Annotated in this window: 22 protein-coding genes; 5 read left to right on the top strand and 17 right to left on the bottom strand. The window is 51.3% G+C overall.

All coding sequences use genetic code 11. The features are described from left to right. Positions 1-116: 116 nt before the first annotated feature. Positions 117-353, bottom strand: coding sequence for a YuzB family protein (locus tag EVJ32_RS00660; protein WP_035386187.1), 237 nt, complete (start codon positions 351-353; stop codon positions 117-119). Between the two features lie 96 nt (positions 354-449). Between EVJ32_RS00660 and EVJ32_RS00655 the strand changes: the two genes are divergently transcribed. Both EVJ32_RS00655 and EVJ32_RS00650 read left to right on the top strand, forming a co-directional pair. Continuing rightward, complete coding sequence (locus tag EVJ32_RS00655; protein WP_131455937.1) at positions 450-1,505, top strand: NAD(P)/FAD-dependent oxidoreductase; 1,056 nt, start codon at positions 450-452, stop codon at positions 1,503-1,505. A gap of 249 nt (positions 1,506-1,754) precedes the next feature. Next, entirely contained in the window at positions 1,755-3,185 is a 1,431-nt protein-coding gene (locus EVJ32_RS00650; protein WP_131455935.1) for a S8 family peptidase, read from the top strand. A gap of 56 nt (positions 3,186-3,241) precedes the next feature. Here EVJ32_RS00650 and EVJ32_RS00645 read toward each other — a convergent pair whose 3' ends face one another. Then, complete coding sequence (locus EVJ32_RS00645; RefSeq protein ID WP_131455933.1) at positions 3,242-3,529, bottom strand: DUF1462 family protein; 288 nt, start codon at positions 3,527-3,529, stop codon at positions 3,242-3,244. 127 nt (positions 3,530-3,656) lie between these two features. Here EVJ32_RS00645 and EVJ32_RS00640 point away from each other — a divergent pair, with 127 nt between their 5' ends. Continuing rightward, the gene (locus EVJ32_RS00640; protein ID WP_012726833.1) at positions 3,657-3,884 is read left to right on the top strand and encodes a NifU family protein; all 228 of its coding nucleotides are present in this window, start codon (positions 3,657-3,659) and stop codon (positions 3,882-3,884) included. Positions 3,885-3,917: 33 nt separating this feature from the next. Here EVJ32_RS00640 and EVJ32_RS00635 read toward each other — a convergent pair whose 3' ends face one another. Together EVJ32_RS00635 and EVJ32_RS00630 are read right to left on the bottom strand one after the other, a co-directional pair. Next, on the bottom strand, positions 3,918-4,688 hold the full coding sequence (locus EVJ32_RS00635) for a TIGR01457 family HAD-type hydrolase (RefSeq protein WP_070328756.1): 771 nt from the start codon (positions 4,686-4,688) through the stop codon (positions 3,918-3,920). A gap of 4 nt (positions 4,689-4,692) precedes the next feature. Beyond that, a complete protein-coding gene (locus tag EVJ32_RS00630) occupies positions 4,693-5,136 on the bottom strand; it encodes a DUF86 domain-containing protein (RefSeq protein WP_070328796.1) in 444 nt (147 codons plus the stop codon). 158 nt (positions 5,137-5,294) lie between these two features. Between EVJ32_RS00630 and glpX the strand changes: the two genes are divergently transcribed. Then, positions 5,295-6,275, top strand: a complete 981-nt coding sequence (gene glpX / locus EVJ32_RS00625; protein WP_131455931.1) for a class II fructose-bisphosphatase — start codon at positions 5,295-5,297, stop codon at positions 6,273-6,275. Between the two features lie 36 nt (positions 6,276-6,311). Here the strand turns inward: glpX and EVJ32_RS00620 are convergent, their stop codons facing one another. The 8 genes from EVJ32_RS00620 to EVJ32_RS00585 form a co-directional block, all read right to left on the bottom strand. Continuing rightward, entirely contained in the window at positions 6,312-6,989 is a 678-nt protein-coding gene (locus EVJ32_RS00620) for a DUF975 family protein (protein ID WP_131455929.1), read from the bottom strand. A 101-nt stretch (positions 6,990-7,090) separates the two neighbouring features. Continuing rightward, a complete protein-coding gene (locus EVJ32_RS00615; protein ID WP_131455927.1) occupies positions 7,091-7,396 on the bottom strand; it encodes a hypothetical protein in 306 nt (101 codons plus the stop codon). A gap of 156 nt (positions 7,397-7,552) precedes the next feature. After that, complete coding sequence (locus EVJ32_RS00610) at positions 7,553-7,933, bottom strand: YutD family protein (RefSeq protein ID WP_035386184.1); 381 nt, start codon at positions 7,931-7,933, stop codon at positions 7,553-7,555. Between the two features lie 47 nt (positions 7,934-7,980). Beyond that, a complete protein-coding gene (locus tag EVJ32_RS00605) occupies positions 7,981-9,327 on the bottom strand; it encodes a bifunctional metallophosphatase/5'-nucleotidase (RefSeq protein ID WP_131455925.1) in 1,347 nt (448 codons plus the stop codon). Positions 9,328-9,336: 9 nt separating this feature from the next. Next, positions 9,337-10,182: a DUF72 domain-containing protein gene (locus EVJ32_RS00600; protein ID WP_131455923.1), complete on the bottom strand. Its 846-nt coding sequence runs from the start codon at positions 10,180-10,182 to the stop codon at positions 9,337-9,339. Between the two features lie 17 nt (positions 10,183-10,199). Next, positions 10,200-11,381, bottom strand: coding sequence for an MFS transporter (locus EVJ32_RS00595; protein ID WP_131455921.1), 1,182 nt, complete (start codon positions 11,379-11,381; stop codon positions 10,200-10,202). A gap of 110 nt (positions 11,382-11,491) precedes the next feature. Then, positions 11,492-12,811, bottom strand: coding sequence for a branched-chain amino acid transport system II carrier protein (gene brnQ, locus EVJ32_RS00590; protein WP_131455919.1), 1,320 nt, complete (start codon positions 12,809-12,811; stop codon positions 11,492-11,494). A gap of 246 nt (positions 12,812-13,057) precedes the next feature. Then, positions 13,058-13,330 (bottom strand): acylphosphatase, encoded by a 273-nt coding sequence (locus EVJ32_RS00585; protein ID WP_070328749.1) that lies wholly within the window; start codon positions 13,328-13,330, stop codon positions 13,058-13,060. A gap of 94 nt (positions 13,331-13,424) precedes the next feature. On the opposite strand from EVJ32_RS00585, the gene EVJ32_RS00580 reads away from it, so the two are divergent. Further along, complete coding sequence (locus tag EVJ32_RS00580; RefSeq protein ID WP_070328748.1) at positions 13,425-14,807, top strand: alanine/glycine:cation symporter family protein; 1,383 nt, start codon at positions 13,425-13,427, stop codon at positions 14,805-14,807. A gap of 35 nt (positions 14,808-14,842) precedes the next feature. On the opposite strand, the gene EVJ32_RS00575 is transcribed toward EVJ32_RS00580, so the two are convergent. From EVJ32_RS00575 to EVJ32_RS16130, 5 genes are all read right to left on the bottom strand, one after another. Further along, positions 14,843-15,814, bottom strand: coding sequence for an L-lactate dehydrogenase (locus EVJ32_RS00575; RefSeq protein WP_131455917.1), 972 nt, complete (start codon positions 15,812-15,814; stop codon positions 14,843-14,845). Between the two features lie 13 nt (positions 15,815-15,827). Then, positions 15,828-18,422 carry a polynucleotide kinase-phosphatase gene (locus EVJ32_RS00570; protein WP_131455915.1) on the bottom strand — a complete coding sequence of 865 codons (2,595 nt, stop codon included), beginning with the start codon at positions 18,420-18,422 and terminating at the stop codon, positions 15,828-15,830. Further along, positions 18,422-19,768: a 3' terminal RNA ribose 2'-O-methyltransferase Hen1 gene (locus EVJ32_RS00565; protein ID WP_131455913.1), complete on the bottom strand. Its 1,347-nt coding sequence runs from the start codon at positions 19,766-19,768 to the stop codon at positions 18,422-18,424. Before EVJ32_RS00565 ends, EVJ32_RS00570 begins: the two co-directional genes overlap by 1 nt. 135 nt (positions 19,769-19,903) lie before the next feature. After that, a complete protein-coding gene (locus tag EVJ32_RS00560) occupies positions 19,904-20,326 on the bottom strand; it encodes a DUF6678 family protein (protein ID WP_131455911.1) in 423 nt (140 codons plus the stop codon). A gap of 6 nt (positions 20,327-20,332) precedes the next feature. Next, on the bottom strand, positions 20,333-20,761 hold the full coding sequence (locus EVJ32_RS16130; protein WP_145983585.1) for a hypothetical protein: 429 nt from the start codon (positions 20,759-20,761) through the stop codon (positions 20,333-20,335). Positions 20,762-20,860 lie beyond the last annotated feature (99 nt).

The following is a 20,860-nucleotide window of genomic DNA, read 5'->3' as shown; positions in this document are numbered from 1 at the left end:
CTTTTTCTGTTGTTAAACGTCAGACAACCTACATTCGAACCTCTTAGAATATAACAGACCGTTTTTAAAAAAGCAACGGGTCAAAAAGAAAAAAGTTTGAGATTTCTCAAACTTTTTTACCAGGCCATCTCTTCGATTTTTTCATACACGTTCGTGACAAGTTGCTCCGGCGTCTCCCCGATCACGACTTCTCCGTCGACGAGACAGAACAAGTCGAGCGAGCAGACCCCACAGTAGCCGGTACAGCCATATTCGACGACGTCTAGGTCAGGATCGGACTCTAGTTTTGCCCGGGCGATCTGTGAACCCATCGCTAAGTTCGAGGCACAAAACTCGATGATCGGATTCATCATTTTTTTCACCGTCTTTCTTCCCCTATTGCGGGAAAATGGTTCTTCTACGAGGTATTATATCATGGTACAGTTAGAGAGTAACAAAGGGGGATTTTTATGCGCAAATTAGTCGTCTTAGGAGGCGGTTACGGGGGTATGCGTGTAATCGAACGCGTCCTCGGCCATCAGCTGAAGGACGTATCGATCACATTAATCGACCGTCTACCTTATCACGGATTAAAAACAGAGTATTATGCACTAGCCGCCGGAACGGTATCCGATCGTGACATCCGTGTCGATTTCCCGGAAGAAGTCGACTACATATACGGGCAAGTCACGGACATCGATACGACCGACAAGATGGTGTTGCTCGCAAGCGGGGAAAAAGTGCCGTACGACGACCTCGTCATCGGCTTAGGCTGCGAGGACAAATACCATAACGTGCCCGGCGCCGCCGAGTTCACGTACAGTATCCAAACGTTAGAAGAGTCACGCAAGACGCAACAAGCGATCAACGGCTTGTCGCCCGGTTCGATCGTCTCGATCGTCGGGGCCGGCCTATCCGGTGTCGAGCTCGCGAGCGAACTCCGGGAGAGCCGTCCCGATCTGACCGTCCGACTGTTCGACCGTGGCCCTTCCGTCCTGTCCTTTTTATCGAGCCGTGTCTCGATGTACGTTCAATCGTGGTTTGAAGAGCACGGTGTCGAAGTCATCAACAATGCCAACATCGTCCGGGTCGACCCAGACGGTCTGTGGAACCATGAACAACACTTTGCCGCCGACTTGACGGTTTGGACGGCTGGGATCCAACCGGTCGCCGTCGTCCGGAACCAAGGCTGGGAGCTCGATGGGGGCGGCCGCGTGAAACTGACACCGCATCACTACGTTCCCGATTTGCCTGACGTCTTCGTCGTCGGTGACAACGCCAGCCTCCCGTACGCACCTTCAGGTCAACTCGCCGAGGCACAAGCCGAACAGATCGTCCAAGTGCTGCTCTGCAAGTGGAAAGGCGTCGCTTATCCTGAGTTGCCGGATATTAAACTCCGAGGCACGCTCGGATCGCTCGGGAAGAAGGCCGGCTTCGGCGTCTTCATGGGGAAACAGTCGCTGACCGGGAAAGTGGCCCGACTTCTCAAGTCCGGTATCCTGTGGAAACATAAAGTCATCAAATAATACGACCGAATCGCGAAATGGCTGCCTTGCCATCTCGCGATTTTTTTATGTGGTGACAGCCGCTTACCCGTTCATACTTCTTTGCCTTGCGCCAAAAGTCTTGTATCCCTGTCCCTGATATACCTGTCTAAATTTTCAGATTATTGATTCGATTGACATATTCTACCCGATGGAAAAACTTGTTACTCTATGAGCACGGCAGTTCGACATTATGTCATCTCGCCTACATAATCCAAAGGGGGAAATCCATTGAAGAAAATCTGTAGCACCGTCCTCGCCTCGCTTCTCGTCTTGTCAACCGTCCCACAAGCAGTAGATGCCAGTCCTGACAAGGAAAAAGAACGTGTCATCGTCGTGTTCAAACAGTCGGCGAAGAAAATCCCGCTCTCGATTGAAGGCATGGAAGTCAAACAGCAATACGCCAACATCCCGGCTGCTGCCATCGAAGTGCCGAAAGCAGCGCTGAACGGATTGAAAAACAATCCGAACGTCGCCCACATCGAAGTCGATCAGACGGTACAAATTGAGAATCAAACCCAAGACTGGGGAATTCCAAAACTGAAAGCACCATCGGCTTGGCAGAACGGCTTCACCGGAAAAGGTATTAAAGTCTCCGTCGTCGATACGGGAATCTCAGCGCATCCTGACTTGACGATTGCAGGTGGAGCGTCATTTAGCAGTGTGACGAGTTCATACGCCGATGACAACGGACACGGTACGCACGTCGCCGGGATCATCGCGGCACGTGACAACGGCATCGGAACGGTCGGGATCGCCCACGAGGCAAGTATTTACGCCGTCAAAGCGCTCGAGGCGAACGGCAGCGGTAGCCTGTCGAGCATCATCGCCGGTATCGACTGGTCGATTTCGAATCAAATGGATATCATCAACTTGAGCCTCGGAACGACGAGTCCTTCGACGACTCTCCAACAAGTCGTCGACCGGGCGAACAATTCAGGCATTCTCGTCGTCGCAGCGGCTGGTAACAACGGCCGAGCCGACGGCAGCGGCGACCTCGTCAACTACCCGGCGCGCTACAGCTCGGCCATCGCGGTCGCGGCGACGGACATCAACAACAATCGCGCTTCGTTCTCCGCTACGGGCAGTACAGTTGAAGTCGCGGCTCCAGGTGTGAACATCAATTCGACAATCGTCGGCAGCGGCTACGGTCAAATGAGCGGGACGTCGATGGCGACACCATACGTCGCCGGGAACTTGGCGCTCATGAAACAAGCGTACCCGACGCTCTCATCTTCACAGCTCCGGACGCGCCTGTCACAAGATGCAATCGACCTCGGCACGGCAGGTCGCGATACACTATTCGGCAACGGACTCGTTCAAGCGCCAACGTCAGGCAGCACGTCACAACCGGTTCAAGCGCTCGCGGCTACGGTCACGACATCAAAAGCGATATACTACGCCGGTGAAGTTGTATCGATCTCATCGACGGTACGTGACGCGAACGGTCAAGCGATCGCGAACGCGGACGTTCGTGTGACAGTAACACAACCTTACGGCACGACGCTCTCAGGAACGGGTAAAACCAACTCAAGCGGAGCAATCACGTTCACGCTCTCGACCGGTTCTTCTTCACAACGAGGGACGTACCAAGTGAAAGCGGATGCGACGCTCTCAGGATACACGGCAAGTTCAGCGACGACGTCGTTCCAACTTCGCTAAATCGACAAGAAGGTTGAACGAATGTGTATTCGCTCAACCTTCTTTTATGATGTCGTTCACTTCTGGTCAATCGCCGTATACACTTTACGTAACTGGACGACACCTTCGTCGACGACTTCCCCGTTCAAGAGGACGAGCGGGTAAAACCATTCGTCTTGCTTGATCGCCTCGGCGATGTCATCGTCCGCTTGCTCGAAGTCGATGTATTCGAACTCGAACTTGCGCTCCGGATATTTCCGGGCGAGCGCACTTTGTAACCATTCATATGTCTCGACCGAGCTCGGTGCCCCGACACAGCTCGCACACTGTACTTCTGCCCCGTATACCGTGATTTTCATCGTCATTCCCCCTATCCATTTCTATTATACAAAAATCACGCAGCGCCCCTGTCACAAAACGCTCAGCGTTAAAGATTGAGAAACAATCTCAAACTTGCTAGAATGGAATAGAACCAGAAAGGGGTTAGATACCATGGAAATGTTTGATCAAGTCCAAGAAGTACTCGATAAATTACGCCCGTTCTTGCTTCGCGACGGCGGTGACGTCGAACTCGTTGATGTAGAAGAAGGCATCGTCAAACTTCGTTTGATGGGTGCATGCGGCAGCTGCCCGTCTTCAACAATCACTTTGAAAGCCGGAATTGAGCGCGCGCTCATTGAAGAAGTACCTGGCATCGTCGAAGTCGAACAAGTATTCTAAACAAAAAGGGAGACAAACGTCATCCCTTTTTTTTCATGCATGTGTCCATTCGTCCAAGCTCTCGACCATATAGGTCGGGAGCTTTTCTTGTTCTTGAATGAACGCAGGCCCGTGAACGCCTGAATTGACATGCAGCGTCCGCAGCCCTCCGTTGATCCCGAACAAGATGTCCGTATGGTAGTTGTCCCCGACCATGACGACCTCGTCTTTCGTCAGACCGATCATCTCGAGGGCGATGTCGATCATGACCGGCTCCGGTTTGCCGATGAAGAACGGGTCTTTCTCCGTCGTCACTGTGAGCACGGACGTGAGCGCCCCGTTGCCCGGTAAAAAGCCGCGCTCGGTCGGGATGGCGATATCCCCGTTCGTCGAGATGAAACGGGCGCCGGACCGAATCGCGAGCGCACCTTTCGCCAATTTCTCATACGTGATGTGGCGATCGAGCCCGATGACGACGTAGTCGGCTTTCGGTTCGTCTGTCACATGGAAGCCACGCTCTTCAAGCGCGATCCGGAGACCGTCTTCCCCAATCATATAAACGGTCGCCCCTGGTGTCATCTTCTCGATATAACGGGCCGTTGCCATCGCACTCGTCAAGACGTGCTCGGGTGTCACGTGGACACCCATCGACACGAGTTTGTCCGCGACTTGTTTCGGCGTCATCGAAGCGTTGTTCGTGACGAACAAGTATGGGAAGCCCGTCGCCTCGAGCCGGTTCACGAAGTCGACCGCTGCTTTGATCGGCTCGGTGCCCGCATAGATCGTTCCGTCTAAATCAAATAAGTATCCTTTAATTAAATTCATCTAATCACTCGCTTTCCGGTAGAAATGCTGATACTGGTCCAAGTTCCACTTCTAAATAGCGGCGGACTTGCTCGGGAAATGCTGCGAACGTCTCCTTTTGACGCTCCGTCCAGGCATCAAAGCGAGCCGAATCCGACGTGACGAACTCCCGGACGTAATAGGCACGCATCATGACGAGCTCTTTCGCCGCTTGAGCCGTCTGGGCGTCGAGCACGCGCTCGTCCAATAAAATGTCGACGATATCTTCATAACTCCCCGGATCGCGCATAATGAAGCCGTCGATCATCGAGTTGCCGACATCGATGACGCCTTCCATCAAATGCACGGCCAAACGCTCTTTCGCAAGTTCAAGTGTGAACGCGTCCCCTTCAAGCTGATCGATCCGATGCAACATCGTTTCCATATGGGCCAGTGTCTCATTGATTTTTTCTCTATTTACAAAATACATCGTCATCCCCCCTGCCCCTTATCATAATCTTTTTTCCGACTCGAGAAAAGAACCTCCCCTATTTACATCATTTATCCGATTGTGATACACTAATCCACGGATTAACACTTTAATTAGTATGTCACATTAAATAGAAATCACGTGGAGGGTTCAACACTATGGAACGAGAATTAGCGTTAGAGATCGTACGAGCAACCGAGGCAGCGGCACTGGCATCATCAAAATGGATTGGTCGCGGCCAAAAGAACGAGGCCGATGACGCGGCGACGTCAGCGATGCGCGAAGTGCTCGGCACGGTCAATATGGATGCGACTGTCGTGATTGGCGAAGGCGAATTAGATGAGGCTCCGATGCTTTACATCGGCGAACGCCTCGGTACGACGTTTGGGCCGGAAGTCGATATCGCGGTCGATCCGCTCGAAGGGACATCGATTGTCGCCAAAGGACTCAGCGACGCCATGGTCGTCATCGCAGTCGCCGATAAAGGCGCTCTCCTCCACGCACCTGATATGTATATGGATAAACTTGTTGTCGGACCGAACCTGAAAGGGAAAGTCTCGCTCGACGAACCGCTCGAGTCGATCATCGAGAAAGCCGCGCTCTATAACGGCAAACGGATCGAAGAAGTGACCGTCATCATGCAAGACCGTGACCGCCACGAACATCTCCGTCAAGCGGCGATGCGTATGGGCGCACGCGTCAAACTGTTCGATGACGGCGATGTCTCGGCCGGAATCGCCGCAGCCATCAAATCGAACCCGATCGACATCTTCATCTCGACAGGCGGCGCACCAGAAGGCGTCATCACGGCAGCAGCCGTCAAGGCGCTCGGCGGCGATATGCAAGCCCGCCTTCATCCGATGAACGAAGAAGAGACGGCCCGCGTCATCTCGATGGGCATCGAGGACCCACTCCAACTCCTCACGATCGACGATCTCGTCAAGAGTGACGATTGCATCTTTGCCGCGACCGGTGTCACGACGGGTGAACTGCTCGACGGCGTCAAGTTCTTGACGGACGATATCGTCGAGACGACGTCGCTCGTCATGCGTTCGAAGACGAAGACGATCCGCAAAGTCGTCGCTGAACACACGTTGTCGTTGAAGCCGTACCTGAACAAACAACAAGTCGAAGCATGACAAAACCTCCGCTCAAAATTTGAGCGGAGGTTTTTTTTAGAATCCTTGTTCCATATCAGGCGTACCGACGTGGTTCGTGCGTGGCTGATCTGCTCCTCGAAGCGAGTCATAGAACGCAGCGTACGTCGTCGTGAAGTACGGATACACGTACAAGAAGCCGATTCCGAGCGTGAACACACCGACGAAGAACCAACCGATGAAGGAGAGAACGAGCTTGAACGCGTCCATCTTGTGACCGTCCATCATCCGGCGTGACTCGGTGATCGCCTCGAGAGCCGACAGTTCCGGCTGATCACGTAAAATATAGTTCGTTAGCGAGTACGAGAACGCTTTGACGATTCCTGGGATCACGAGTAACAATGCCCATAAGAAGATGAACAACCCTACGAAAAACGGAGCGAGCACGTGTTTCACATAGCCGGTTTGGAACGGTTCAAATAATTTCGAGACGGCCGGCTTGTCGCCGCGTGACACGGAGAGGACGAGCCATGACCATCCGATCGTGAGCGGTGCGATCAACAACGTCAGAAGGAACGATAAGAATGATAACGTCATCTCGGTCGACGTCAATGGCTCCATTGACTCTGCGTCAATCGTCGGTGCGAACGTTTGGGGAATCCCGTTCAATACAACGAACAAAATCAAAATCCCAGCGAGCAGCCAGCGATTACCTGTCAACATTTTTTGTGCGTGTTGTTTCCATTGTGCTGTCATAGTATCCATCCTTTGTTTGTGTTCTTTCCTTAGTGTACGTCATTGGCCGGCAGAAGGTTTCAAAAAACACGAAAACAGGGAAAGGTTTCTCCTTTTCCCTGTTAATATAAGATATTGCCCATAAAAAACTGTGACATCGATAGAATAAATAAGAGCACACCTGTAGCGACAACAGTCAGTGAGATCGCTTTAAATAACCGGCTTTTTAGAAATGCATTCCGATACTCGAACCGGCGAACGAGCAAGACATGGACCAACTCAAACAAAAGGACCGCGGCTGTGAAATAGAATGTCATGATACTACCTAACCCGAAGAACAGCATCGCCAGTAAGCCCAATCCTAAGTTATGGATTCGGTTATGGACGTCATCGCGATCGCTGACGGTCGTCGTTTGTACGTGTTGCATCCTTCCACCTCACTTCCAAAACCCGAACAGAAAAAGTTATCTTATATATAAATTATCACAATTTTCTTATCCCTAAACCTGTCACACCGTCTTTTCACCTAAACGAAACATTCAGGAAATATATGTAACAAAAAAAGCGCCGATGTCATCAGCGCGTCATGAACCGGTCGAAGTTTCAGCTTCTTCCGCTTTATTGAATTTTCGTTTTAGTTTGAGCGGTTGTTTCGTTCCGCCGAACACAGGACCGTCTTCACTTTCATCAATCTCTGTCTCTTTCTTCAGGACGAAGAACGGACAACCAAAGTTACAATACTCATACACATAGTCCATCACGTGATCGATTCGATTATCGTACGTGGCAAACTTCGACTTCACTTCATAAAATCCTTTGAGACGAAGTTGACCATGTCCCCAATCGCCGACGATGTAATCATATTTATCGAGCACATCACTATAACGAGCGATGAATGCCTCTTCGTCAAACCCGTCGCGTTTCTCTTCGATGACGGTATATCCATGGTGATTCACTCTAATCATTTTCACACCTCCACTTTCCTATCATATCACGCCAATCAATAGTTCCCCTATCGTTTTCGGATCACATCATGACGCGCCATGATCGTTTCACGCAGCACGTCACGCAGAAGTTCCGGCATGTAGTAACGCTTCGGCTGGTCCGCCAAATACGGCAGGAGCGGACCGAACGTGAACATGTCGACCGTGGCGACACGATACGTCTGTTCAAGACCGATCTCGTTGCCGCGAAGCAAGTAGCGGCCTTGTTTCACTTCAAGACCGTGGATGATCGGTTGTCCGAGCACCGTTCCGCGAAAGCCGAGCCCACGCACGTGCATCGTCGTGAACGGCTCTTCATGAACATCGCTCAAGAACCGAAGCAACGTTGCACCGTCGAGTGTCAACAGGCATGGATTGATCGGGTGCGGACAGATGCGATGGAGCATATTGAGCGTGACTTGTCCGGGTGCCAACCCTTCAAGCAGGATGCCCGATGGAAGGATGCTTACTTCGGCATCACACCAGTCCATTAATCCGTCCGCTAATAATTCCGCAATCGGAGATGGTCCGAACCAATCGCTCACATAGCCTGGCGTGGCGGCAATCGTCACGTCAAGCAAACTCTCAGCTTGTTCATACTCGAACCGCAACGCCCGTAGCGTGTCGTCGTCCTGAACGTGATCTGTCAAGTCATGGAGACACGCCTTCTTCTCTACGACTTGGCCGTCCCGAAGCGATAACTCGACTTCTCCGACGTATTGCCCGTACTTCCCGGCCTGGGCGATCAATACCCCGTTTTTCATGACGCCGTCGTCTAACACGTGGTGCGTATGCGCCCCAAGGATGACATCGATGGCTGGGAACGCTTCAGCGAGTCGCTCGTCGGCGTAGAAACCGAGGTGACTGAGCGCGATGATGACGTCACATCCTTTGAGTTCCTCGAGTGCCCGAGCAGTCGCCGTCAGCGGTGACTCAATTTGCCAACCGAGTTCAGGATACAGCTCTTCATACGGTGCGGTCACGCCGAACAGACCGACACGCACACCGGACCGCTCGAGGACGAGCGTCTCCGTCGCCCAGTCCGGTCGCGTCCCGTCCGCGTGATAGACGTTCGCGAGCAAGACAGGGAACGTCGCATCCTCATAGAGCGAATCGAGCCAGTCGTGCGGGAACGTGATGCCTTCGTTGTTGCCGATCGTCACGGCCGTCGGATTGAGCCGATTGAGCAAGCGGACGTTCACTTGCCCTTTCGTCACTTCCGTCGCCGGGTGTGTTCGATCGGCATGATCGCCGAGGTCGAAGACGAGCGTGTCCTCGTGTCGGCGTTCGTTCAAAAAGGAGACAAGTTGAGGCCAGTTATGAAATTTTGAATGCAAGTCATTGTAATGAAAGATTTTAATCGTACGCACGGCCATCCCCTCTTCCTAAAACAGGCTGATTTGGCTCGGGGCGAGCTCATACTCGGCACCGAGAATCTCAATCAAACGTTTCGCGTTCGGTGCCGCATCCCCGGCTGAGTTGTTGTTGAAATAGACGTAGACCGACTTGGCATCTCGTTCGAGCGCTCGGCACGCCGTTGCAAGTTCTTGCAGTTCATCCTCACTGTATCGATACAAGCAGCGGACGTGACGCCACTCTTGGCTCGTCATCCCGGGTTTGCGGAGCCACCCGGCCGTATTGCGGCCGTGCAGACGGACGACTGCGACTTCCGGGTTCGTGACGACCGGGACGAACGGGATGCTGCTCTCTTTCGTCTGCGGTTCGTCGCACACCGTGTTGATGAAGCGTTGCTCGGTCAAGAACGCGAGCGTCCGGTCGCGAAATGCTTCCGAGAACCACGTCGGGTTCCGAAACTCGACGGCGATGTCATAGTCGATCAGTTCCGCTCGAATCGTCCGCAAATAGTCGAGATGAGGCTTCGAGACGTCGAACCACGGCGGGAGTTGGACGAGAACGGCCCGCAGTTTCCCCGCCTGTTTGAGTGGCTCGACCGATGTCCGGTAGCGCTCGAACAGTTCGGCGAGCGGCAGCTTCGGTTCACGGTCGTGCCCGCTCATTTCCCTGGAAACTTTGACGACGAACTGAAAGCCGTCCGGCGTCTCACGATTCCATTTCTCATAGTTTTTCACAGGTTGGATCGCATAGAACGACGAGTCGACCTCCACCGTCGGAAAGTGGCCGGCGTATGTCGACAGTTTGTGCTTCCGCTCTTCCGGCGTCGTATAGAGCAGGTCGTGGTCTCCCCAACCGGTCACACCGACATAAATCATCGTGTTTCCTCCTCACATTATTGTTCGAACGATGTCTCCGCGTTTCGCTTTGACCAATTGAGTGTCCCGCTAAACGTCACGAGCAACAAGGCAAGTCCCATGATGAACGGATAGCGCATGTCGATATCGAAGGCGATCCCGGCAAGCGTCGGCCCGACGATATTGCCGATACTCATATAGGCGTTGTTCATCCCCATCGCGAAGCCTTGTTCTTTATCCGCCATTTTCGACACGAGCGTATTCAACACCGGACGAAGAATCGAGGTCGACAAGAAGATGATGAGCGTGATCGCGAAGAAGATCGCATACGATCCCGCGAACAGCGAGAACAAGAAGCCGAGTGCCGCGAGCATAATAAAGATGAGCACGACTTTGATCTCACCGAAGAGCGAGACGAGTCGGTCGACGGCAAACAGCTGAACGATGACACTGACGATTCCCGTACCTGTGATCATGACGGCAATTTCTTGCGGCGTCGCACTGAACGTCTCACTGACGAACAGTCCAAGCACCGACTCGTATGCCATGAGCCCAAACGCCATGACCAAGTTGATGACGAGCACGAAGAAGTACGGCTTTCGAGTCGACGACAAGAGTTGCCGTGGCAGCGATTCGGTCTCGTTCGTCCGGACGTAAGCTTCCCGATCCGGTTCTTTCAATAGAATGATCGATGAGATGACGGCGACCAATGAGACGATCGCCGACAAAAGCAGCGGTGCCTTCAGCCCGAACTCGGCCACGAAGCCCCCGATCCCTGGTCCGATGACGATCCCGAGCGACATTGCCGCGGAAATATAGCTATTTCCTTTCGCCCGTTGTTTGAGCGTCGTAATGTCGGCCACGTAAGCAAAGATGGCTGGAATGAGCAATGCGGCCCCGACTCCGCCGATGGCGCGCGAGATCAGTAAGACCGTCAAATTGTCGGATAAGTAAAAGACTGCCATCGAGATGGTGAACCCGATGAGCCCTGAAATGATCATCAGTCGGCGACCGTAGACGTCCGCCCATTTCCCCGCGATCGGTGACATGAGCAACTGCGCCCCGGCAAAGACCGAAATCATCAGTCCGGCGGCGGTACCGCCTTCGCCAATCATTTTTAAATAGTCGGGAATGATTGGAATGATAATCCCGAATCCTGCTACGGCGATGAACATGTTCAGCATGAGAATCGCCAATTGTTTCTTTTGTTTTGTCGTCAACGCACGTCACTTCCTTTTCATCTATTCATTTTACTTGTTGATGAATGGAATGAGCAAACGATAAGACAGCAAAACACCCATCCTGGACCAGAGGATGGGTGTCGTTGTGATTATGAGATGCGTGACTCAGCGAGTGACCCGCTCGACCGCTGTTTCGGTAAGAACAGTGTGACGACATAAACGATCAACGTAGGAACTGCCCAGGCGAGCCCGATCTCAGCCATCGGTAAGTTCGTGATCCATGCAGTCACGGCTGTTGGAGCCAAGCCTTGTGCCGTCTCGAACAACGAGAACACGAGCGCCGTGTAAACGGTCGCCTTCATCGCGACGTGCGGGTTACGTTGAATCCGTTCCGTGACCGAAACGAGCACGAGTGCGATCATGACCGGATACAAGAGCGTGAGCAACGGTATCGCGATTTCAATCAACGTACCGAGACCGACGAGTGAGATCAAGTAACCGAATAACGTTGTCCCGATGACGACTTGGTAGTACTTGAGCGACTCGAACGTGTTACTCATGAACCGTGAGAACTCGGTGATGAGTCCGACCGCTGTCGTCAAACAAGCAAGGAAGACCGCTGCCCCGAGTGCGAGCATGCCGACTTGACCGAACGATGTACCGGCAAACGTTTGAAGGAGGCTTGCTCCGTCAGTAGTTCCCGTGACACCCGTCATGTTCGCTCCGATCGATGCGAGCGAGATGTAGACGAGCATCAAACACGTGACGGCAAGCAATCCCGATGTCCGGAGAAGCGATGACGCTTCTTTTTGATCCGACATCCCGTTCGCTTTAAGCGTGACGAGAACGATTGCACCAAAGACGAGTGCCCCGAATACGTCCATCGTCAAGTAACCTTGTTTAAAGCCTTCACCGAGTGCCCCGAGCCACGTCTCATACCCTGCTGCTGGCGCGGCCGGTGAGCCGAGCGGAGCCACAAGGTTTGTGATCCCGATACCAGCGAGCAAGACGAGGAGGATCGGTGTGATGATCCGTCCGATGATCTCGATCAATTTTTGAGCGCGGAGCGTCAAAAGGAACGTCAAGCCGAAAAAGACAGTTGAACTGATGGCGAGTGTGAACGTTGACGGCGCACCGAGGAACGGCACGACTCCCATCTCATACGTGACCGCTGCCGTCCGAGGAATCCCGAAGAACGGTCCGATTGCCACGTACATTAATCCCGTCAAAAGAAGAGCAAGACGCTTCGGAATGTACCTTGCGATTTGATCAGACCCTCCACCGACCCGCGCGACTGCGAACAAGGCGAGTAAAGGAAGTCCGACGCCGGTAATGACGAATCCGACTAGGGCTGGGAACAGGTTCTCACCTGCCAACGCTCCTAGCATCGGTGGGAACAGCAAGTTCCCGGCTCCGAAGAATAATGCGAAAATCGTAAACGCTAACGGGAATAATGTTGATTTTTTCATACAACTACCTCCACATACATTGTAGTACCTTCCGTATTGAACAAATTCCGACTAAATGACTAAATTTTCTGACAATAAAGCGCTTGGTCTATTCCATTATACACACTATCCTTTTTTTGACCACCCTATCTTTAAAAAAGATGTTTATTTTTCTGAGAAGTAGATTTCCATATAAAAAAAGCTCCCTCTTTTTACAGCAGGAGCCTACTTGTCAACCGAATTCATGTCATCTTTTCAAAAAAATAGTCAATAGCGGATATCGAATTTACGGTATGATGCTTCCGCGATATCCGTTTCTTCGATCTGTTCGACGCCGACGAACCGATTGCCGTCATAGAGCGCTCGTTTGAACGATGCATAGTCGGCCTCGTCCCCTTCGACATGGAGCTCGACCGTACCATCGCTCAAATTTCGGACCCATCCCTTTAGATTCGATTCGATTGCGGTCGCTTGACAAAAATAGCGAAAGCCGACCCCTTGGACGCGTCCTGAGACGATCAATTGTTTAGCCAGTTTCATGCGTATTCTCCTCCTTCATATGAAATAACAGGTTTAGCGAGACGCTGCTTAGGTAACACTATATAAATAAAATAACTGGATTAGGAGTGGTGATGTGGAACAGATTGTGAATATCGTGACGTCGTTTTCGAATTGGCTATGGGGAGTCCCAATCATCTCCCTGCTCGTGTTATCAGGTCTTTACTTGACCATCAAATTAGGATTCTTCCAATTCCGATACCCGCTCTACATAGTTCAACAAACGTTAGGAAGCGTCTTTAAAAAACCGAAAGGCGAAGGCGACATCAGTCCTCGCCAGGCGTTGACGTCGGCGTTATCGTCGACGATCGGTGCCGCCAACATCATCGGTGTCCCGGCCGCGATCATGTTCGGGGGACCGGGCGCCATCTTCTGGATGTGGGTCATCGCCGTCGTCGGGATGGCCATCAAGTTCTCAGAAAGTGTCCTCGCCGTGCGTTACCGCGAGAAAAATGAAGCCGGGGAATTTGTCGGCGGTCCGGTCTACTACATGGCAAAAGGGCTGAAGTGGAAATGGCTCGCCTCATGGTTCGCGTTCGCCCTCATGATCGAGCTCATCCCGAGCATCATGGTCCAAGGCAACGCCGTCAGCTCGGCCGTCCGTGAGACGTTCAACGGCGATACGCTCGTCACCGGCTTTATCGTCGCCGGCCTCGTCGCGCTCGTCGTCTTCGGAGGCATGAAACGGATCGCTAAAGTGACGGAGATCATCGTCCCGGCGATGGCACTCGTGTACGTCGGGGCCGGGTTCATCATCGTCTTGATGAACTTCTCGCAAATCCCTGACGTTCTCGGTCTCATCTTCTCGTACGCGTTCCAACCGATGGCCGCGCTCGGCGGATTTGCCGGAGCCGCCATCGCCGAGACGATCCGTTGGGGCTTCGCCCGCGGACTCTACTCGAACGAGGCCGGTCTCGGGACGGCACCGATCGCGCACGCGGCCGCCCAGACCGACCACCCGGTCCGCCAAGGTTTCTGGGCCGTCATCGGGATCGTCATCGACACGCTCATCATCTGTAGCACGACCGCGTTCGTCGTCTTGTCGTCTGGCGTTTGGACGCGTGAAGGCGCGATGAGCGACCCAGCCGCCCTCACAACAATCGCTTTCCGTGAATACTTCGGGTATACGGGTAGCTTGCTCGTGACGATCTCACTCATCTTCTTCGTCTTGTCGACGATCATCGTCATCATCTTTTATGGCTCACGCCAAGCCGAGTACTTGTTCGGTTTGACGGCTGGCAAAGTGATGAAAGTCGTCTATATCGCCTCGATCGTCATCGGTTCGATCGGTGGCGCCCAGATGATTTGGAACTTCCTTGACTTCATGCTCGCGATGATCCTCATCCCGAACATGATTGCCGTGCTGATGCTAAGCGGTGAAGTAAAACGACTGACGACTGAATTCTTCTCGTCTGAAAAATATTACAAGAAAGACGTCGCCGAGAAAAAGGCGTCGTAATAACGAACCCGGCTGCATTGGCAGCCGGGTTTTTGTTATGAACTTGTCTCGATCTTATCAATCGCTTGGCGAATCCGTCCGACCGAGGCGTCGAACTGTTGTTGCTCTTCAGCCGTCAAGTCGATCTCGATGATTTGACTGATACCGCTCCGGTCGATCAAGGCAGGTACCCCGATATGGAGGTCGGAGGCGCCGTATTCCCCGTCGAGGTGGGCGCCGATCGTCACGACCGTGTTCTCGTTCCGGACGATGGCCCGGACGATGCGTAGCAAGCCGAGGCCGATCGCATAGTAGGCCGCACTCTTATAGCCGATGATCTGGTTCGCGGCATCGCGCACTTCTTGATAAATCGCGTCCAAGTCCTCTTGGTGGTACGATTCATTGTCTGCGAGCAGTTGTTTCATCGACTTCCCGTAAATCCGGGCGTTGTCCCAGGCGACGAAACCACCGGCACCATGTTCGCCCATATAATAGACGTGACAGTTGCGCGACGACAAGTTGAAGTACTCACCGAGCTTGTAACGCAGACGCGCCGTATCGAGCACCGTCCCTGAGCCGATGACGCGGTGTTTCGGCAAGCCGGACGCTTTCCAGGCGACGTGGGCCATTACGTTGACCGGGTTCGTCGCGACGATGATGATCCCGTCAAAGCCGCTCGCCATGATTTGTTCTGTGACGTCGCGGACGACGATAGCGTTTTGCCCCGCGAGGTCCATCTGGGTCTGCCCGAGCTTTTGGGCGGCGCCTGCCGTGATGATGACGATGTCGGCGTCACGGCAATCCGTGTAGTCTCCTGCCCAAATCCGGACCGGGCTCGGTGCGAACGAGATGCCGTGGTTCAAGTCCATCGCTTCCCCTTCCGCTTTCGCGTGGTTCGAATCGATCAAGACGAGTTCTTCACAAAGCGCTGCCATCGATAATTGGTAGGCAAAACTGATACCGACCCAGCCGGCACCGACGACGGCGATGCGGGTAATGTCTTTTGGATCAATGGTTTCCATATACATGACTCCCTCGTTTTTATAATCGTGGATCTACAGGCTCGGCCTCCATCGCAAGCGTCGCTAGAACACATTCATGATAACGCTCAAGCGGCTCGCGATGAACAAATCGCTTTATCCCTTCCATACCGAGCGCAAACTCACGTAAAGCCAACTTTTGCTTTTTCGAAACGTTCCGTTTTTTCAAACGCTTCAAATTTTCGGGTTCCAAATAATCCATTCCATAAATGATTGATAAGTATTTGCGACCCCGCACTTTTATCGCAGGTTGAATCAGTTTTCCGTCAACTTGCGTCAAGAATCGGTCCGGCTTGATGACAATCCCCTCATGACCTTCTTCAGTCATGGCTTTCCACCATTCAATCACATCGTTTGCGGTGTCTGGATCTTCAATTAATCGATATTCGGTCGCTAGAAATAACTCGTCCATGTCAGCAAACCTCTGATTCATACCCATATGCCATTCATGCGTCTTATCGAAAAATGTTTCTTCACTATGTGCTAAAACATGAAATGGTGCGATTTTGATTGCATTGATGTCTTCAACATCCCAACAATACGTTTGGAACGCCTGCTTAAACGTCTCTGCTTGTTCAAGCTTTTGATTCACTTCAGTGTACCAATCACGAACACCTTCCACACGGTCTACCGCTGACTCGAGTGCATGTTTCAATTGTTCTCGATCGAGCAACGCCTGTTCCGCTACATGCGCATACTGATTACGAATCAGATCTCTAGCTTTTAAATTCCAAGGCAATATTTCGGCGTCAAGCAAGACGAACTCTGTTTGATGCGTAGTAAAGTATTCATGTGATATCAACGACTGATGGAGTCGCGTGACGACTTCAAGCTCCTGCTCAGATTCAAAGAACCGTCTGCCCGAACGCGTATAGATGATTCCCTTCGTCCGACGACCAATCGTTCGCTCTGCGGCATCCTCATCTTTAAATACAAGAAGAATGGCACGACTACCCATATGTTTCTTCTCAGCGATGAGCCGCGTAATGCCATGTTCTCGGTAATAGGCAATCGCTTCATCTGGGTGCTCGAGATAACCGGCCTCAGCAGCCGGCTTCGGTGTCGGACTCATCGTTGGTGGAACATAAACGAGCTCTTCGAGTGGGACCGTATGATGAGATACGAGATCAATGGACGGCTCGATTGTTTCTTTCGAGACATGAATCGTGCCGAAAGCTTCCGTTTCAACAGTGTAACCATTCATAAACTTCCCGATATTAGGCGGGTCTAATCGTTTTGTTTCTAGCGTCACGAGCGGATTGTCATCCACTTGTGCATAGTCCTGATTTGCTTCCACTTGAACGAATGTTTGTTCTGGGTAACGAAACGCCGTCAAGTTTCCCCCGAAGACAACACCTTGATCGATATTTATCGTTTGATTAAGGCGAAGCGGACGTTGACGTGGATCGTGCCCCCAAATGATCAACATCTTCGAATGATGCTGCACCGTCCAATCTTTTCGAATCGGCTTACCCGAATCATCGAATCCATCGTTGTCACCGTAGCGACAAAAATCACTAATATCTCGGGATGATTTCCCAATGAACTCGTCTCGAATACCCGCATGCACACAGACCGCTGTCGGAATGTCGTGTTTGGTCAGGACATAGTGAGAGGGTGCATTTTTTAGCAACCGTTTGATCGAAGACCGGAGCGCTTCCGTTAATTCTGCACCATTCTCTTCTTCGAATACGTTGAGCTCTTCAACAAACAGTTCATCCCCGTGCTTCATCGTGACATTTCGTCCTTCGAGCCAACGCAACACTTTCCAACCATGATTACTATCAATCATGTTGGCGAGGCCCGCTTCGACATGACGGACAAAGAAACGAATGGTCTCAAGTGACTTCGGCCCCCGACTCATAATATCACCGAGCGACAAAAATGTTCGTCCTTCTGGGTGCACGTACAGTCCTTCCTCATTTTCACTGTACCCTAAGCGTCCAAGCAACTCGATGAACTCATCGAAACATCCGTGAATGTCCCCGATCACATCAATCCCATGATCCGCCGATATATGGAGCGGATTATTCATTGGGCGCACAAGTTCGACTTTCTCAACGTCTGCAACGATGTGAAGTTGATCGAAACCTTCCCGTTTCATCGAGCGTTTCTCACGATTGAACACTTGGACTTGTTGCTTCACGCGTCGGCCGCCACGTGGGAAATCACGCTGTTGATCACGCTCGAGCAATGTGACTTGATCGATGTCTAATACGAGCGCATAGACTGGTTGATGCAATCGGCGTGCCAGTTCGATATATTTTTTACGATCAGACGCATAAAGGTGTGTCGCGTCGATAATCGTCAATTTATTGAGCCTTGCTCTTGCTTCGATGAGCGAAGTCATCAGCGCAAACGCTTCTGTCGAGATATTTTGATACGCTTCATAAAGCGCGTCAGCTTCGTCGGACGGATGTCCTTTCCAATCGATATGCTCGACATCCCCGACGAGATTTCGGTAATCGTCAGAACTGACAACTTCGCTCGGACGAATCGTTTTATTTTCAATTAATCGTTTGAGCCATGTCGATTTCCCACTATTTGACGGCCCAACTAATAATACAATTCCTGCATAAGGGAGTTGAATTTGCATTACAACACCTGCTTTCTTGTAAATTCAGCGAGTTGCGTCGGCTCTCCGAACGTTGGATGGCTGTCTCCAATTCCACTGAACGCACACGCGTAACCAAACAGTTCTGCCTGCGCCTCACAAAAAGACATAAACTCTGACCTTGTCCATTCGAAACGGTGATCTGGATGGCGATATGACGAATCGAGCCCATACACCTCGTTATACTCTCGATTCGGTGTCGTCACGAAGAGCGACTTTGGTCGGTACGTATCGAGAAGTGTCGCCATCATCTTAGGAATGCGGTCCTCGTCAATATGTTCGATGACCTCACATAGAATCAACACGTCCGCTCCGCGTAATCGGTCATCCACATAAAAGAGTGAACCAAACATAGATATTGGTTGATTGAACGTCTTATCTTCGGTATTTTTTTCATAGCGTTTTAGCGCTTTAAGCCGCTCCCGCTCAGATGGTTCGACCGCATAAATCATTTCAATCCCTGGAACGAACCCAAGTCGGCTAGCAAGTTTCCCTTCTCCGGCTCCCATATCAATGACGACACGACGCTCTGGTAAGGCGCTCACTTTCTCGATGATTGCTTCATAGCGCAGATTGTTCAAACGCTGGCGATCGACTTTTGGCGCCTTCGTCGCCGCTTTTTCCTCAACGAGACTATATACTTCTTTAAAGCGCAATGCTTGTTTCAGAATAAACGTACGCTCTGGATGATCATCTAACCACCCTTCCCCGTAACGTTTGAGTTTTTCAATTTCTTTTTGATCGATAAAATAATGCTTATAGTTGTCCATGACAGGAATCAAGACATACAATTGTCGCAACGCCGATTGAAGTGTCGTCACGCCTGACAGTTGTAGCATGCGAGCAGATTGTTTTTTCGTTAAATCGAAATCGTAGCCTGCCTCGCTATAGGCGAACCCGACCTTGTAACCGAGCGGCTCAAACAAATCACGAATCGCGTCATCGCTTAACGCACTCGCAATCGGGCCGACAGATATAGTTAACGGAAAGGAATGATTGACCCATTCCGCATATTCTGGTTTTGGTTTACCGTTTAGTGCCGTACCGAGGGCTGTTCGTAATAATGAACAAAAAATACTGCTGACGGCAAATTCCCGGTCGTTTATGTATGAAGTGATATCGTATTGTCCGGCGTTGTTGCGTGAAAGTTCAATCGGGTCAGGCGTCACAAAAAATGTGACGTCCACATGTTCAGCTTCAAAGCGGTTGAAGAACATACGGACGAGATGACCGTTTTCATTGCGTTCGTATATATTATTTGGGTTTTTTGCAAGCAAGTAGGACAACACGTCTACGTGCTTGCCTGTGGCTTGGATGGAAAGTTGCATCGTTTCACCTAACTCTCTTCGAACTTATTCGTTTAATTTTATTCAAATATACCATATTTTTGAATTCTCTCGTACTCCCCATGTGCTTGAATGACTTAATTCCAATCGCAACCTTTACGATTTTCATATAGGGTTCTACTTTTCTTCTCGTTGAAAAATCCCTGTTTCCCGAACATATCCAAACACTTGAATGATGTCTCCTTTTTGGATGAATGGGATTCGCTCTTTCTTTAGGATGTCTATAAGTTCATCGGTCATATCACATACGTCTGGGTCAACGATGACTCCTTTATAGAGCAACATCTTCGACCGCAATCGAATCCATTCAATCGACCGTAAAGAAGACTCCACCCAAATGTCATCCCAATCTAAATTTATGAATTGGGACAATTCTTCACTCGGAAACAACGTATCTTCTCCTAAGTATTTGATTTGATATGGCGGCAAATACGGTAACGTCGCGCTCACTGTTTGACCGAGGCGCTTCCATCTCGTCTCATTCATCACCGATGTCAATTGCCGCTCTTCTATTTCTTGTAACTCTTTTTGTCGGTCCATCGCTGTTCATCCTTTCTCACATGCGAGTTCTAAGCGCTTGATTGCCCGCAACACACCTTCACGGTTGTGCTTTTGCTTCATCCACTTGGGCAAGCGACTCTCAATACTGCGGTTCGCGCCGTCGCTTGTCCGAACACTCGCTTCCACGTACTGTCTCATATACGCGAGGTGTTCCTGATTATAAGCCCATAGGACATGACCACAACAACCAGTTTGCAGATAGAGCGGCAATCTGAAATGTACATCGAAAGCTCCGCCGATGTATTTCGTACCGCTCTGCTTCATTTGTAGATAACCGCACTGAAAACAGCTCAAGCGTACCTCATTAGCCTTCTCCATAACGTCCGCTCGTCCCCCACAACGTGGACAAATCACGACCATCTGACCCATGAATGTCTCAAGTTCTCTGCTCTCTAGTGAAAATCGATTTGTCACGTCATCGCCTCCTCATTTCATTATACAAAAAACCAGCGAAACTAAGCTCGCTGGTCAAGGTAGTGGACTATTAAATCAATTGTTACATCTCAAACTTGA

It is taken from the genome of Exiguobacterium sp. SH5S4, assembly GCF_004337045.1.
GTDB lineage: Bacteria > Bacillota > Bacilli > Exiguobacteriales > Exiguobacteriaceae > Exiguobacterium > Exiguobacterium aurantiacum_A.
Note: the sequence above shows the minus strand (reverse complement) of the source record. Positions and strands in the feature narration are given on the sequence as shown.